This window comes from Paracerasibacillus soli (assembly GCF_042432965.1).
Taxonomy (GTDB): Bacteria; Bacillota; Bacilli; order Bacillales; family Amphibacillaceae; genus Paracerasibacillus; species Paracerasibacillus soli.
In genome coordinates this window covers 18,350-32,371 of record NZ_JBHLWL010000010.1, presented here as the reverse complement: position 1 = coordinate 32,371, position 14,022 = coordinate 18,350, and the positions used below count along the sequence as shown (strand labels likewise).

The window sequence follows — 14,022 nt, the reverse complement described above, 5'->3', positions numbered from 1 at the left end:
ATTAGCCTAAAAATATACGTTTCAAGTATAAGAAAGGTGGTTTTTCTTTATGATTGAATTAACTTGGAAAGTGTTCAGTAAAACAGGATGTATTGAAACATATCTATTATTAAAAGAATTAGAAGAGGAACCATTCATGTATGAACTTGAAAAATCGGATGGTAGCGAATCGTCTACTGTAGAATGATACGTTAGCATACATTTATCGTTCTATTTTGAAGCGAGAAAAGGTGAAGATGTGTGCTTGAAAAAGTAAAAGGATTTATAATAAAAACGCAGGACTATGGGGAAACACATAAAATCGTTACGCTGTTTGGCCAACATACTGGAAAAATTACTGCTATTGCAAGAGGGGCAAAAAAACCAAAAAGTAGAATGGCTGCTGTAACGCAGCCATTTATATATGGAGAATTTTTAGTTTATGTTACATCTAATTTAGGAACGATGCAACAGGGAGATATAGTAGAATCTTTCCGGAATATTAGAGAAGACCTAGTAAAAACAGCGTATACTGCATATGTTATGGAATTAACAGATAAGTTGCTTGACCAAAAAGTACCTTACGATTATCTGTTAATGGAGCTTTATGAAACATGTTGCTGGATAGCAGAAAATAAAGATGCGTCTATACCAATTATGATGTATGAATTAAAGTTATACTTAGCCGGGGGATTTGCACCGGTAGTTGATAGATGTGTACATTGTGCTAGTAAAGATTCACCTTTTGCATTTTCAATTCAAGAAGGTGGATTGTTATGTAAAAACTGCCTTTTTACAGATGACCAAGCTATCCCATTAACAAATACAATTGTTAAACTTTTATATACCTTTTTGAATGTAAGTCTGAAACAGGTAAGAAATGTAACAGTCAAGCAGGAGAACATTCAATTATTAAGAAAAATATTGGATGCATACTACGAACAATATGGTGGCTACTTTTTAAAGTCAAAACGATTTTTAAAACAAATGGATCAATTATTAGATTAAATTTGCAAATGTAACATTTGACAAATCACAGGGAAATGATTATCATTCTACATATCATTATTGTTCATATTTGCTATGAGGGAAAGAGTACGGAACTAAAAACTACTATGTAGCGAGTCCGGGTTGGTGTGAGCCGGATAGTAGTTAGGGAAGGAAAGGCATTCCTGAGCGAACATAAGATAAAGTGGCTCTAATAGAGAATATTGGAGCAAATAGGGTGGAACCGCGGAATTAAACCGTCCCTATGTCGTGAGGACATAGAGGCGGTTTTTTTATTTTTTATTTTAGATGGAGGGAAGTCAATTGAATATACAAAATATGATTTTAACCTTACAAAATTATTGGTCAAAGCAAAACTGTCTATTAATGCAAGCTTACGATGTTGAAAAAGGTGCAGGTACAATGTCGCCAATGACTTTATTACGTAGTTTAGGACCTGAGCCTTGGAAAGTAGCATATGTGGAACCATCTAGAAGACCTGCAGATGGTAGATATGGTGAAAATCCCAATCGTTTATATCAACATCATCAATTTCAAGTTATTATGAAGCCGTCACCAAGTAATATTCAAGAACTGTATTTAAATTCTTTAGTTGCTTTGGGAATTAATCCTCGTGAACATGATATACGATTTGTGGAGGATAATTGGGAGAATCCAACATTGGGTGCAGCTGGACTTGGTTGGGAAGTGTGGCTTGATGGTATGGAAATTACACAATTTACGTATTTTCAACAAATTGGTGGACTTGAGGCAAATCCCGTTACAGTTGAACTCACGTATGGAATTGAGCGTTTAGCATCGTATATTCAAGATAAAGAAAATGTGTTTGATTTGGAATGGAATAACGGTGTAACAGTACGCGACATTTTTCTTCAACCGGAATACGAACATTCTAAATATACATTTGAAAAATCTGATACCGATTTATTGTTTAACCTATTTTTGAAATATGAAAAGGAAGCTAAACGTACGATGGAAAATGGATTAGTATTTCCGGCATATGATTATGTATTGAAATGCTCCCATACATTTAATTTATTAGATGCTAGAGGAGTTATTTCAGTAACGGAACGTACTGGCTATATTTCACGAATTCGGAATTTGGCGAGAGAGATTGCGAAGTTGTATGTAGCGGAAAGAGAAAGACTAGGATTTCCATTGCTGCAAAAGGAGGAAAACTAAATGTCTAAAAATGTCTTATTTGAAATTGGTTTAGAAGAGTTGCCAGCCCGGTTTATTGATGATGCGGAAAAGCAGCTATTTAATAAAACAAAGGATTGGCTAACAGAGCTTCGTATTGATTTTAAAAATTTGAGAACGTATAGTACACCAAGACGTTTAGCTGTTTATATTGAAGGTGTTGCTGAGGAACAAACCACATTGCAAGAAGAGGTAAGAGGTCCTTCACTTAAAATAGCAAAAGATCAAGATGGTAATTGGACGAAAGCGGCGATTGGATTTACAAAAGGACAAGGTAAAACAACTGAAGATATAGAAATAAAAGAAGTGCAAGGTACCGAATATATTTTTGTAAATAAGGTAATTGAAGGAAAAAGAAGTGAAACGTTGTTAAAATCTTTCTCTGATGTCATCTTATCCATTCATTTTGGGAAAAATATGCGTTGGGGAAATGAATCGATTAAATATGTTCGCCCGATTCGCTGGCTTGTCGCATTATACGATAAACATGTCATTCCTTTTGAAATTTCTCATGTTAAAACAAGCAACATCACATATGGTCATCGGTTTTTAGGAGAAACAATTACATTACAACATCCCGATGATTATGAAGCAGAGTTAGAAAAAAATTACGTTATTGTTGATCGAATGAAACGAGAACAACTTATATTGTCAGGTATCAAAGAAGTGGAAAAAATACAACACGTACATGTTCGTGTTGAAAAAGATCTATTAGATGAAGTTTGTAATTTAGTCGAATTTCCGACTGCATTTTTAGGTGACTTTGATCAAGAATATTTAAAATTACCATCTGAAGTACTAATCACTTCCATGAAAGAGCACCAACGCTATTTTCCTGTGTATGATCAGGATGAAAAACTGCTACCTCACTTTGTTGGTGTTAGAAATGGTGATAGCCATTGTATTGATAAAGTAGTAAAAGGAAATGAAAAAGTATTACGTGCAAGATTAGCGGATGCACAGTTCTTCTTTGAGGAAGACAAAAAGAATAATTTAGAATACTTCCAAGAGAAGCTAACAAAAGTAGTATTCCAAGAGAAATTAGGAACAATATCTGATAAAGTAGCACGGATAAAAGTAATCGTGCAACAATTAAGTGACTTATTACAAGTAACAGAAGAAGAAAAACAACACGCAATCCGTGCGGCAGAAATTTGTAAATTCGATCTCATGACAAATATGGTGAATGAATTTACGGAACTACAAGGTGTGATGGGTGAAAAATATGCACGATTTTTTAAAGAGGATGCTGCTGTTGCGCAAGCGATTAGCGAACAATATATGCCATCCCATGCAAAAGGAAAATTACCCGAATCTGTTACAGGTACGTTACTAAGCGTTGCTGATAAGCTCGATACAATCATCGGTTGTATTTATGTCGGTTTACGACCATCAGGTTCACAAGATCCATATGGATTACGACGTCAAGCGATTGGTGTTTTTAAAATGGTGGAGAAGAATGATTGGGATATTAGCTTAAAACAACTACTTTCTATACCAATTCATATTTTCTTACAGGATCAACATATACAAGGTATTTCAAAAGAAGAATTGATCAATCAAGTAACTGAATTTATGAAGCAACGTGCTGTTTTCATATTAAATGAATATGGTATTGAAGCGGATGTCATTCAAGCCGTACTTGCAGGTGACCTAGATAATTTCTCTTATATGATTAAAAAAGCAAATTTATTGTCAGAAAAGCGACACGAGGAATCATTTAAAACAGTCCACGAAGCACTTGAACGGGTGTTGAATTTAGCTGCCAAAAGTGAAAATGGCCAAGTAGATAAACAGTACTTTGAAACGGATTCCGAAAGAGCGTTATATGATACGTGGAAAGAAAGTATGGAAAGTTTTCAGCGAGCAAATGATGAAAAAAATGCACAAGTTGCGTTAGGAGCATTGGATAAACTTGCGAACCCAATTCATGCATTTTTTGATAATAATATGGTAATGGCTGAAGATCAACATATACGCGCTAACCGTTTGGCATTACTCCACAATATTGCCCAATTAGTTTATCAATATGCCGATTTTACAAAAGTAGAATGGAAACAACACTTCTAATTCATGAAAAGACTTGTTCATTCAGGTCTTTTCATAGATGTTTAAAAACCTGTACAATAAACTAAATTTGCATCATGTCGCTGATTAATTGACAGGTTGTGTAGATGTGTAATTGTATTCTATATTGCAAATGATATGACATATATATCTTTTTATCACCGTGTGGTATATAATAACAAAAGAATCAGTATGGCATATTAGTGTGGGTGGTGTAGTAATGGAACTATCAGATAGACAAGAAGAAATAATAGAAATCGTGAAGGAAAATGGCCCAATCACGGGGGAAAATATTGCTGAACGTCTGCATTTAACTCGCGCAACATTGCGACCAGATTTAGCGATTTTAACGATGGCAGGTTTTTTAGAAGCCCGTCCCCGAGTTGGTTATTTTTATACTGGAAAAACAGGCTCCGAATTATTAACGGAGAAGATAAAAAAATTTAAAGTACACGAATACCAATCTATTCCTATTGTTATAAAAGAAAGTGTATCAGTTTATGATGCTATTTCTACGATGTTTTTAGAAGATGTCGGTACATTATTTGTTGTAGATGAATCGTCAAATCTTATTGGCGTTGTATCTCGTAAAGACTTGTTGAGAGCAAGTATTGGTCAAAAGGATTTAAATCTAATCCCGATTCATATTATTATGACACGCATGCCGAATATTACAGTTTGTCGCAAAGACGATTTACTTATTGATGTTGCAAAAACTTTAATCGATAAACAAATAGATGGGTTACCGGTTGTAAAAGATACTGATATTGGGTTAGAAGTCATTGGGAGAATAACGAAGACGACGATTACAAAAGCTTTTGTGGAATTAGTTTTAGATAAACACCTTTAAGAGAAAGGGGTAGAATGATGGGTGTACAACCGATTGCTTATGTGCTATCAGATTCTGTTGGGGAAACAGCAGAACTCGTGATTAAAGCAGGTTTAAGTCAGTTCAATAATGGAGAGTATAAGATTCAAAGAATTCCATATGTGGAAGACAAAGAAACTATAGATGATGCACTTCAATTGGCAAAGGAAAAAGATGCAATAATTGGATTTACAATTGTAGATCCCTTCTTAAGAAATTATGCAAAAGAACAAGCAAATCAACTAAATATTGAAGCAATTGATATAATGGGACCAATGTTACATGCTATGGAACGTGCTTTTAATAAAAAACCACGTTTTGAACCTGGGCTCGTACATAAATTAGATGAAGACTATTTCAAAAAAGTGGAAGCGATAGAGTTTGCTGTTAAGTATGACGACGGCCGAGATCCAAGAGGTATTGCTCGTGCAGATATTATCTTAATTGGTGTCTCACGGACATCCAAAACGCCACTTTCTCAGTACTTAGCGTTGAAACGAATGAAGGTAGCGAATATCCCAATTGTTCCTGAAGTAGATCCTCCAGAGGAGCTGTTCGAGGTTGATCCCAAAAAATGTATTGGTCTAAGTATTCGTCCTGATAAGTTAAATGATATCCGAAAAGAAAGACTAAAAGCATTAGGACTTGGTGACCAAGCTACTTACGCAAATATGAAAAGAATTCATCAGGAGTTAGAATTCTTTAATAAAGTGGTGAATAAAATAGGTTGTCAGGTAGTGGATGTGTCTAATAAAGCAGTGGAAGAAACAGCTAATATTATTATGCACATCATTCAACAAAATCGATTGTAATCGATGAAGCGAAGTAAGGGGAGCATTCAAATGGATGATCTCCTTCTTTTATATTTTAAGCTATTTTAATAGAATCTTTTTCTTTTATGTATTATAATATTAAATTGTGTAAAAAGTAGTATTATACATATTGCGGGTGATAAAAGAACTTAAACAATTTCTGAAAAGTTAAACATTCATTTTAAAGAAGGATTTTCAAAAACTTTGTAGAATAATATCTATTAAAGAGTCTAAACTTTATAGGACGAAACTCTTACATCTTACTTCAATATGCGTGTAGCAAGTAACAATTGATTTATTTCCTCCTTCTATGAGAATCATCCAAAAATTAGAAGGAATTTTTTTCGACACAGCTAAAAAAAATGTCGAATCATGCAGGAGTTTTAATTGAGAATGGCGAATAATATATAAAGCATGGTGTTTATACGATGAATTCTATACCAAAAGAAGATGTAGATGTTGTTATTAAGGCAAATGATATTGTTGAAGTAGTTAGTGAATATGTCCAACTCAAAAAAAGCGGAAGAAACTATTTTGGCTTATGCCCATTCCATAATGAGAATACCCCGTCATTTTCTGTTGCTGAAGACAAACAAATTTTTTATTGTTTTGGCTGTCAGAAAGGCGGAGACGTTGTTACTTATATAATGGAGATGGAAGGATATTCATTTATCGACGCGGTAAAATATTTAGCTGATCGCGGAGGAGTACAACTTTCGCTAGTTGATAGTGAAAAAGAAGGGCCACGTATTTCCGATGAAAGCCAGAATGTAATCTCAGCTTATGGATGGTTAACTAAACTTTATCATCATTTACTAAGATTTGCAAAAGATGGAAAGGATGGTTATCAATACTTTAAAAACCGTGGAATCTCTGATGAAACAATCGATACATTTAAATTAGGATTTGCTCCTAACAAAAGCGAATTCACTGCCTCGTTTTTGGAAAAGAAGGGGTTTCATCTTCAACCGCTAATAAAAGCAGGAGTTTTATTAGATAGAGAGAACGAACAGCCAATTGATCGTTTTAGAGGAAGAATTATCTTTCCGATACGTAATCATTTGGGTATTACTGTTGGTTTTGGAGCCAGAACACTATTGAAGGATGATACTCCCAAGTATCTTAATAGTGCTGAAAGTGAATTATTCAAAAAGAATACGTTACTATTTAATTTTGATTTAGCCAAGAAACATATCCGTAAATTAAACGAAGTAATTTTATTTGAAGGTTATATGGATGTTATATCGTCCTATCAAGCTGGATTTAAAAATTGCGTTGCTACAATGGGTACTTCTTTAACGGAGTATCAAGCAAAGTTACTTAAACGGTATGTAGACACTATTATTATTTGTTATGATTCTGATCGTGCTGGACAAGAAGGTGCATATCGAGCAGCGAAAATACTCCAAGGAGTAGGTTGTTCTGTAAAAGTGGGGCTGTTGCAAGATGGAATGGATCCAGACAGTTTTATACAGGAATATGGTGCAAAACAATTTGAAAATCAAGTGATTAAAGGTAGCGATACATTTATAACATTTTATATGCGTTACTTGCGGGATAAATACGCTTTAAATCAAGAGGACGATCGAATTAGATATATCCAAGCAGTTTTAAAAGAAATTGCAAAAATAAAGAGTGTTATTGAGCGCGAGCATTATTTAAAAATTATTCAAGATGAATTTAAAATATCATTGGATGCCCTACAGCAAGAACTTAGCCGTTATGTAACCGTAGAAAAAAGGGAACAAAAAAAGCACCAAACTAAAAAAACAGATGTACATTTTAAAGAAGATATAAAATTGCGTCCTGCTTATCATAATGCAGAAAGGCAATTACTTGCATATATGATGCAAGATAAGACTATAACTAGTAAGGTGCAGGATGATATTGGTGCGAGGTTTAATATTGATGCGCATAAAATAATTGCAACACATCTATATGCTTTTTATGAAGATTGCGATACGCCAGATGTCAGTACATTTTTAAATAAGTTAGAAGATGAACAAGTTAAACAAACCGCTATAGAAATTGCCATGATTGGTATAAACGAAGATATTAGCGAAAAAGTGATTGATGACTATATATGGCTCATCAGGGTACAGTCAGAAAGAACTTTTATTGACGACTTAAAAGAACAACAAAAGTTAGCTGAAAGGCAACATGATTTTGAAACAGCTGCTAAACTTGCAATAAAAATTTTGGAACTTGAAAAGAAATTAAAATTAACTAATTAGAAGGAATAGAAGGAGGGGGACTCATGGCCGATAATCGTACAACGCATCATGAACATGATGCTGAATTAACATTAGAGCAATCAAAAGAGCAATTAATGGAGCAGGGCAAGAAGTCTGGTGCATTGGCATATGAGGAAATTGCTGATCGCTTATCCCATTACGAATTAGAGTCAGACCAAATCGATGAATTTTATGATCAGTTACAAGAACAAGGTATTGATATCATTGGTGATGAAGAAGATGATTCAAAAGATGGAGAAGATAAAGAAAAGGTTGCACAAGCTGCTGCTGATTTAAGTGTGCCACTGGGAATTAAAATTAATGATCCTGTGCGTATGTATCTGAAAGAAATTGGACGTGTAGACCTATTATCTGCCGAAGAAGAGGTAGCGTTAGCCACAAGAATTGAAGATGGTGATGAGGAAGCCAAACGTCGATTGGCTGAAGCTAACCTTCGTTTAGTTGTAAGTATAGCTAAACGTTATGTTGGTAGAGGTATGTTGTTCCTAGATTTAATTCAAGAAGGAAATATGGGATTAATAAAAGCTGTTGAAAAATTTGATTATCGTAAAGGGTTTAAATTTAGTACGTATGCAACATGGTGGATACGTCAAGCGATTACACGCGCAATTGCTGACCAAGCACGAACAATTCGTATTCCAGTTCATATGGTAGAGACAATCAATAAACTTATTCGTGTACAAAGACAATTACTACAAGATTTAGGACGAGAACCAACGCCAGAAGAAATCGGTGACGAAATGGAATTATCCCCAGATCGGGTAAGGGATATATTAAAAATTGCCCAAGAACCAGTTTCATTGGAGACACCAATAGGTGAAGAAGACGATTCACATCTAGGTGATTTTATTGAAGACCAGGAAGCGGTATCCCCATCTGATCATGCTGCTTATGAATTATTAAAAGAGCAGTTAGAAGATGTTTTAGATACTTTAACAGATCGTGAAGAAAACGTATTACGTTTACGTTTTGGGTTAGATGACGGGCGTACGCGCACTTTAGAAGAGGTTGGAAAGGTATTTGGTGTAACACGTGAAAGAATTCGTCAGATTGAAGCAAAAGCTTTACGCAAATTAAGACACCCTAGCCGCAGTAAACGCCTAAAAGACTTTTTGGACTAAAATTTGATGGAAAGAGTAGCCTTAAAATATAATCTAAGCAGACTTTTGGTGAAGAGGCTGAGGTGGAATGATGCATAATCAGCGCAATGCGATCATCATAAAAGAAATCCTTTTTTGGAGAGAGCATAACATGCTACCAGAAGTATATTGTAATTATCTCTTAGCGTTATATTCTAAAGGAGAGAGTTTACCGGAAGGACTACCTGAAAAAAGAGGAGAAGCAAGACGTACCTATTATATTCAGGTAATTCTTCTTATGCTTTTGGTACCGTTTTCAATTCTTGTTATATATTTTACTCAATTTCCTTATCTTTTGCAACTGGGTATGCTATTTGTCTTTTTAAGCTATAGCATTTGGCTTTATCGTAACTTTAAAAAACACGCACAACAATGGCTTTGTTTACCGCGTATTGTTGTGATGTTTCTCATCTTCTTTTACACTATTTTTATTGGTCAGCATACTTTTTCCAACGAATGGTTTATCCTTTGTATTGTCGTGATGAACTTATTGGGTTGGTTTGTAATAGGTATGAAATTTAAATTAAAACAGCTAATATACTGTTCGTTTATTGGTGGAATCATTACACTTTTGTTGTTGTTTATCAATCATACATACAATCTACTTTAAACTAATGTCATTATCGGGTAAAATAGAAGATAGCTTTATGCTACATAATGATAACCGGGATACATAAGGAGGAAAAACAATGAAAAGAAACCCCGTCATCCCTTATGCGATTATTGCTGTAGTAGGGATTCTTGCAATTATTATCATTTCAAGTATGGGAATTGGTCATCGTGATGCTATTCAAGGAAAAGACGACGATGAAGCTGGACAAACTGAAACTACGTTAGATGATCCAGAAGAAATTTATCAAAACAACTGTGCTGCTTGTCACGGTGCTGATTTAAGCGGTGGTATGGGACCGGGATTGGACAAAGTTGGGTCAAAACATGACGCAGACGAAATAGTCGAGATCATCCATAATGGTCTTGGAAATATGCCGCCACAAAATGTAGCGGATGAAGAAGCAAAAATTCTTGCTGAGTGGTTAAGTGAGAAAAAATGACGAAATAGTATACATAAGAAAAGCTTTCTGCATAAACAGAAAGCTTTTCTTCGTATCAATATAAATATGAGGTAATAATATGAACATACAACTATCGGAACGTTTAAAAACAGTAGCTTCGTTTCTCCCGAAAGGAGCATATTTTGCAGATATTGGATCAGATCATGCTTATTTACCTTGCTATGTTTGCTCTCATGATCAAACAGCAAGGGCAATTGCAGGTGAGGTAAATCAGGGTCCATACGAGAGTGCAAAAGAATCAATTAAGCGGTTTGGTTTAGAAGAATCGGTTTCAGTACGTTTAGGAGATGGATTAGCTATTTTAGAAGGCGAACATGATGTGAAACAAACTGTTATTGCCGGAATGGGTGGATCGTTAATTAAACAAATCTTAATAGAGGGGCAATCCAATTTAAAGTCAATCGAAAGAATTATAGCACAACCAAATATCGACGAACGAGATGTAAGACGAGCATTTTTACAGTTAGGATTTCAAATAACTTCAGAATTGATTATGGAAGAAAATGGTCATATTTATGAAGTAATTGTTGGAGATAAAGTGAAAAACACACGAACACTTTCGGATGAAGAACTATTATTTGGCCCGATTCAACTTTTAAATAAAAATACCCTTTTTATGAAAAAATGGAAATCAGAATTACAAAAACGATTAAGAATTATAGAAAGTATGAAAAAAGCGAAAATTCCTGCTGTGGAAAAAATTGCTGTCATGCAGCGTGAAATAAATTGGATAAAGGAGGTTTTGCACGATGAAAAAGGCGTTAAAGAATGGTAAGGTATTTCAAATTATGGAAGATTGGGCGCCGAAACATTTTGCTTATGATTGGGATTCGGTCGGATTACAAGTCGGATCATTTCAAAATAAAGCTCGTAAAATAATGGTGACGCTGGATGTACTAGAAAATGTTGTCGATGAAGCGATTGAGGAGGATGTAGATTTAATTATTGCCCACCACCCATTACTATTTAAACCAATTAAACAAATAAATTTCGATCAAGCAAAGGGACGTGTCTTGAAAAAGTTATTAGCGCATGACATCACGGTCTATGCCGCTCATACAAATTTAGATATCACAAATGGTGGGGTTAATGATATGCTTTGCGAGGCTTTGGATATTCAGTCCATCGAAGTTTTAAAAACGATAGATACTGAAAAGCTATTTAAGCTTGCTGTTTTTGTTCCAGAAGAAGCTGTTACAACTGTGATGCAAGCATTACACAATAGTGGAGCAGGTCATATTGGTGAATATAGTCATTGTACATTTCGAACTAAAGGTACAGGAACATTTAAACCATTAGACGGGACGACTCCTTATATCGGAAAGCAAAACGAATTAACAAGCGTTTCAGAATTAAAGATAGAAACAATCGTTCCTCTTTCAAAACTACAAGTATGTATTGAAGCGATGAAACTGGCCCATCCATATGAAGAGGTGGCTTATGACGTTTATCCACTACAATTAGCAGGAGAGCCTTATGGGCTAGGTAGAATTGGTAAATTACAGGAGAAAATAACTCTTTCGAATCTATGTGAAAAAGTTAAGGAATATTTCCATTTGGATGCTGTGCGTGTTATTGGAGATGTAGAGCAAGAGGTTCAAAAGGTTGCGATTCTTGGTGGTAGTGGTGAAAATTATATCCAAACGGCTAAACAAAGGGGAGCTGATGTATATATTACAGGCGACTTGACGTTTCATACTGCTCAAGATGCTCTCGATTTAGGCTTATCCGTAATTGATGCCGGGCACTATATTGAAAAGGTGATGAAAGATGGCGTGAAGCATTATTTAACGCAAAAGCTAAAAGAATATGACGTAGAAATTGTCACTTCTTCATCCGTTACGGATCCTTTTCAGTTTATATAAATGAACACATAGAAATGATTATTGGGTCTGCAGTAATACTTTGTTTCGTGTTGATTTATATAGCAGGACGGATAATATAGCAATACGTAGCTGAATGTTTGTTCTGTTTTATGTTATGATAAGAGAAGTGAATTTTAGGATAGAAAAAACACGGTATCCTTATGTAAGTATAGTGTGTGACCGTACAACAAAACATTTCAATTCGCTAAACTCTCCAAAAATGGCAGTAAAGTTATTGTTTATCATAAGTAACTGGCTGTAAGAACTCACGCAGGATTCAAGATTATTTATGAATAAGAGGTAGGGATCAACAGCCGGTAAAAGTTGATTTATTCAACCGACTATTAGTAAGGGAAGTGAGAAAATCCTACTAATTGAAGTTGGAAAGTCATCTGATATTGAAGAAGGAGTTTAAACAGTATGCAATCAAACAATTTCACATCATTTTCTTTTCGACAAGAGCTTCACACCGTATTGGAAAAATTACACTTTCATCAACCTACTGGAATTCAAGAAAAAATTATCCCGGCAATTTTGAGTGGAGAAAGTGTAATTGGTCAATCACAAACAGGATCTGGGAAGACGCATGCTTTTTTACTTCCCATTTTTAATTTATTAGATGAATCAAAGCAGGGTGTTCAATTTGTAATTACTTCCCCGACTAGAGAATTAGCGACACAAATTTATAATGAAGTAAAAAAAATGATTCAATATGCGAATAAAGAGGGCAAGTGGACTACACGACTTCTTGTTGGTGGAACAGATAAACAGCGAATGATTGACAAGTTAACAGATCCACCTCATATTATCGTAGGTACACCTGGTAGGATACTTGATTTAGTTCAAGAAGGAGTTATTTCCATATTCTCTGCACGTTCATTCGTTATAGATGAAGCGGATTTAATGCTTGACCTCGGGTTAATAAAAGAAATTGATCAACTATTAGTACGTTGCAATCAAGCAATACAAGTGTTGGTTTTTTCGGCAACAATACCACAAAAAATGCAACCATTTTTGAAAAAGTATTTGTCTGGTCCGATACATGTTAAAATGGATCAAGTCTTATCACCCGAAACAATGGAACATCGCCTAATCCATAGAAAACATCGGGAAGAGGCAGATGTAATCATGGAAATTAGTCAAGCAATAAATCCATATATTGCAATTATCTTTACAAATGGTCGAGAACAAGCAGACAAATTGTCAAATGCCTTACTTCAAAGAGGTTTGGAAGTAGGAATATTACATGGTGGACTACCAGCTCGTGAAAGAAAGCGGGCTCTCAAAGAAATTCAAAACCTCCGTTACCAATATATAGTAGCGACAGATTTGGCAGCTCGGGGCATTCACATTGAAGGGGTAAGTCATGTTATAAATGCGCAACTTCCAAAACAAGTGGAATTTTATATTCATCGTGTAGGACGAACGGCGAGAGCTGGCATGGAAGGTACTGCGATTAGTTTATATACTGAGGAAGATTTAGTATTAATAGAAAAATTAGAGGAACAAGGGCTGAAATTTACCTTTTCAAATATAAAAAATGGAAGCTGGGTTGAAGATAAACATTGGAATCGTAGAAATATACGTAAAAAGACAGATAAAAGCCTTGAAGAAGAGGCGTGGAGAAGAGTTCCGAAGGCTAAAAAGGTTAAACCTGGTTACCGTAAAAAAATGAAGCAACAGCAGCAACAAATTAAACGTCAATTAAGTAACCAGACGAAACGAAATTATAAAAAATAAAATAAAGAGATAGAGT

13 protein-coding genes are annotated in these 14,022 nt (G+C 35.0%); all 13 read left to right on the top strand.

Translation table 11 applies throughout. The features are described from left to right. Nucleotides 1-49 precede the first annotated feature (49 nt). The 13 genes from ACFFIS_RS02820 (at nucleotide 50) to ACFFIS_RS02760 (ending at nucleotide 14,006) form a co-directional block, all read left to right on the top strand. Nucleotides 50-187, top strand: coding sequence for a YqzL family protein (locus tag ACFFIS_RS02820; protein ID WP_320379203.1), 138 nt, complete (start codon nucleotides 50-52; stop codon nucleotides 185-187). Nucleotides 188-240: 53 nt separating this feature from the next. Then, nucleotides 241-987, top strand: a complete 747-nt coding sequence (gene recO, locus ACFFIS_RS02815; protein ID WP_390186064.1) for a DNA repair protein RecO — start codon at nucleotides 241-243, stop codon at nucleotides 985-987. Between the two features lie 303 nt (nucleotides 988-1,290). Further along, a complete protein-coding gene (glyQ, locus tag ACFFIS_RS02810; RefSeq protein WP_320379200.1) occupies nucleotides 1,291-2,169 on the top strand; it encodes a glycine--tRNA ligase subunit alpha in 879 nt (292 codons plus the stop codon). Beyond that, complete coding sequence (gene glyS, locus ACFFIS_RS02805) at nucleotides 2,170-4,257, top strand: glycine--tRNA ligase subunit beta (RefSeq protein WP_320379199.1); 2,088 nt, start codon at nucleotides 2,170-2,172, stop codon at nucleotides 4,255-4,257. A gap of 217 nt (nucleotides 4,258-4,474) precedes the next feature. After that, a complete protein-coding gene (gene ccpN / locus ACFFIS_RS02800) occupies nucleotides 4,475-5,104 on the top strand; it encodes a transcriptional regulator CcpN (protein WP_390186063.1) in 630 nt (209 codons plus the stop codon). Between the two features lie 17 nt (nucleotides 5,105-5,121). Next, the gene (locus ACFFIS_RS02795; protein WP_320379198.1) at nucleotides 5,122-5,934 is read left to right on the top strand and encodes a pyruvate, water dikinase regulatory protein; all 813 of its coding nucleotides are present in this window, start codon (nucleotides 5,122-5,124) and stop codon (nucleotides 5,932-5,934) included. Between the two features lie 428 nt (nucleotides 5,935-6,362). Further along, complete coding sequence (dnaG, locus tag ACFFIS_RS02790; protein ID WP_390186061.1) at nucleotides 6,363-8,168, top strand: DNA primase; 1,806 nt, start codon at nucleotides 6,363-6,365, stop codon at nucleotides 8,166-8,168. A gap of 23 nt (nucleotides 8,169-8,191) precedes the next feature. Beyond that, a complete protein-coding gene (gene rpoD, locus ACFFIS_RS02785; protein WP_390186059.1) occupies nucleotides 8,192-9,310 on the top strand; it encodes an RNA polymerase sigma factor RpoD in 1,119 nt (372 codons plus the stop codon). A gap of 67 nt (nucleotides 9,311-9,377) precedes the next feature. Then, on the top strand, nucleotides 9,378-9,938 hold the full coding sequence (locus tag ACFFIS_RS02780) for a hypothetical protein (RefSeq protein ID WP_320379194.1): 561 nt from the start codon (nucleotides 9,378-9,380) through the stop codon (nucleotides 9,936-9,938). A 79-nt stretch (nucleotides 9,939-10,017) separates the two neighbouring features. Continuing rightward, nucleotides 10,018-10,380, top strand: coding sequence for a cytochrome c550 (gene cccA, locus ACFFIS_RS02775; protein ID WP_320379193.1), 363 nt, complete (start codon nucleotides 10,018-10,020; stop codon nucleotides 10,378-10,380). Between the two features lie 79 nt (nucleotides 10,381-10,459). Continuing rightward, nucleotides 10,460-11,176 carry a tRNA (adenine(22)-N(1))-methyltransferase gene (locus ACFFIS_RS02770; protein WP_390186057.1) on the top strand — a complete coding sequence of 239 codons (717 nt, stop codon included), beginning with the start codon at nucleotides 10,460-10,462 and terminating at the stop codon, nucleotides 11,174-11,176. Continuing rightward, a complete protein-coding gene (locus ACFFIS_RS02765) occupies nucleotides 11,151-12,266 on the top strand; it encodes a Nif3-like dinuclear metal center hexameric protein (protein ID WP_390186056.1) in 1,116 nt (371 codons plus the stop codon). The genes ACFFIS_RS02770 and ACFFIS_RS02765 overlap by 26 nt, the downstream gene beginning before the upstream one ends. A gap of 420 nt (nucleotides 12,267-12,686) precedes the next feature. Continuing rightward, nucleotides 12,687-14,006 (top strand): DEAD/DEAH box helicase, encoded by a 1,320-nt coding sequence (locus ACFFIS_RS02760; protein WP_390186055.1) that lies wholly within the window; start codon nucleotides 12,687-12,689, stop codon nucleotides 14,004-14,006. Nucleotides 14,007-14,022 lie beyond the last annotated feature (16 nt).

Excerpts from the sequence above, each read along its gene's own strand:
- glyS (WP_320379199.1), top strand. The coding sequence starts at position 2,170 with ATGTCTAAAAATGTCTTATTTGAAATTGGTTTAGAAGAGTTGCCAGCC.
- ACFFIS_RS02820 (WP_320379203.1), top strand. The coding sequence starts at position 50 with ATGATTGAATTAACTTGGAAAGTGTTCAGTAAAACAGGATGTATTGAA.
- ACFFIS_RS02780 (WP_320379194.1), top strand. The coding sequence starts at position 9,378 with ATGATGCATAATCAGCGCAATGCGATCATCATAAAAGAAATCCTTTTT.
- ACFFIS_RS02760 (WP_390186055.1), top strand. The coding sequence starts at position 12,687 with ATGCAATCAAACAATTTCACATCATTTTCTTTTCGACAAGAGCTTCAC.
- ACFFIS_RS02795 (WP_320379198.1), top strand. The coding sequence starts at position 5,122 with ATGGGTGTACAACCGATTGCTTATGTGCTATCAGATTCTGTTGGGGAA.
- ccpN (WP_390186063.1), top strand. The coding sequence starts at position 4,475 with ATGGAACTATCAGATAGACAAGAAGAAATAATAGAAATCGTGAAGGAA.
- rpoD (WP_390186059.1), top strand. The coding sequence starts at position 8,192 with ATGGCCGATAATCGTACAACGCATCATGAACATGATGCTGAATTAACA.
- ACFFIS_RS02770 (WP_390186057.1), top strand. The coding sequence starts at position 10,460 with ATGAACATACAACTATCGGAACGTTTAAAAACAGTAGCTTCGTTTCTC.
- ACFFIS_RS02765 (WP_390186056.1), top strand. The coding sequence starts at position 11,151 with ATGAAAAAGGCGTTAAAGAATGGTAAGGTATTTCAAATTATGGAAGAT.
- cccA (WP_320379193.1), top strand. The coding sequence starts at position 10,018 with ATGAAAAGAAACCCCGTCATCCCTTATGCGATTATTGCTGTAGTAGGG.
- dnaG (WP_390186061.1), top strand. The coding sequence starts at position 6,363 with ATGAATTCTATACCAAAAGAAGATGTAGATGTTGTTATTAAGGCAAAT.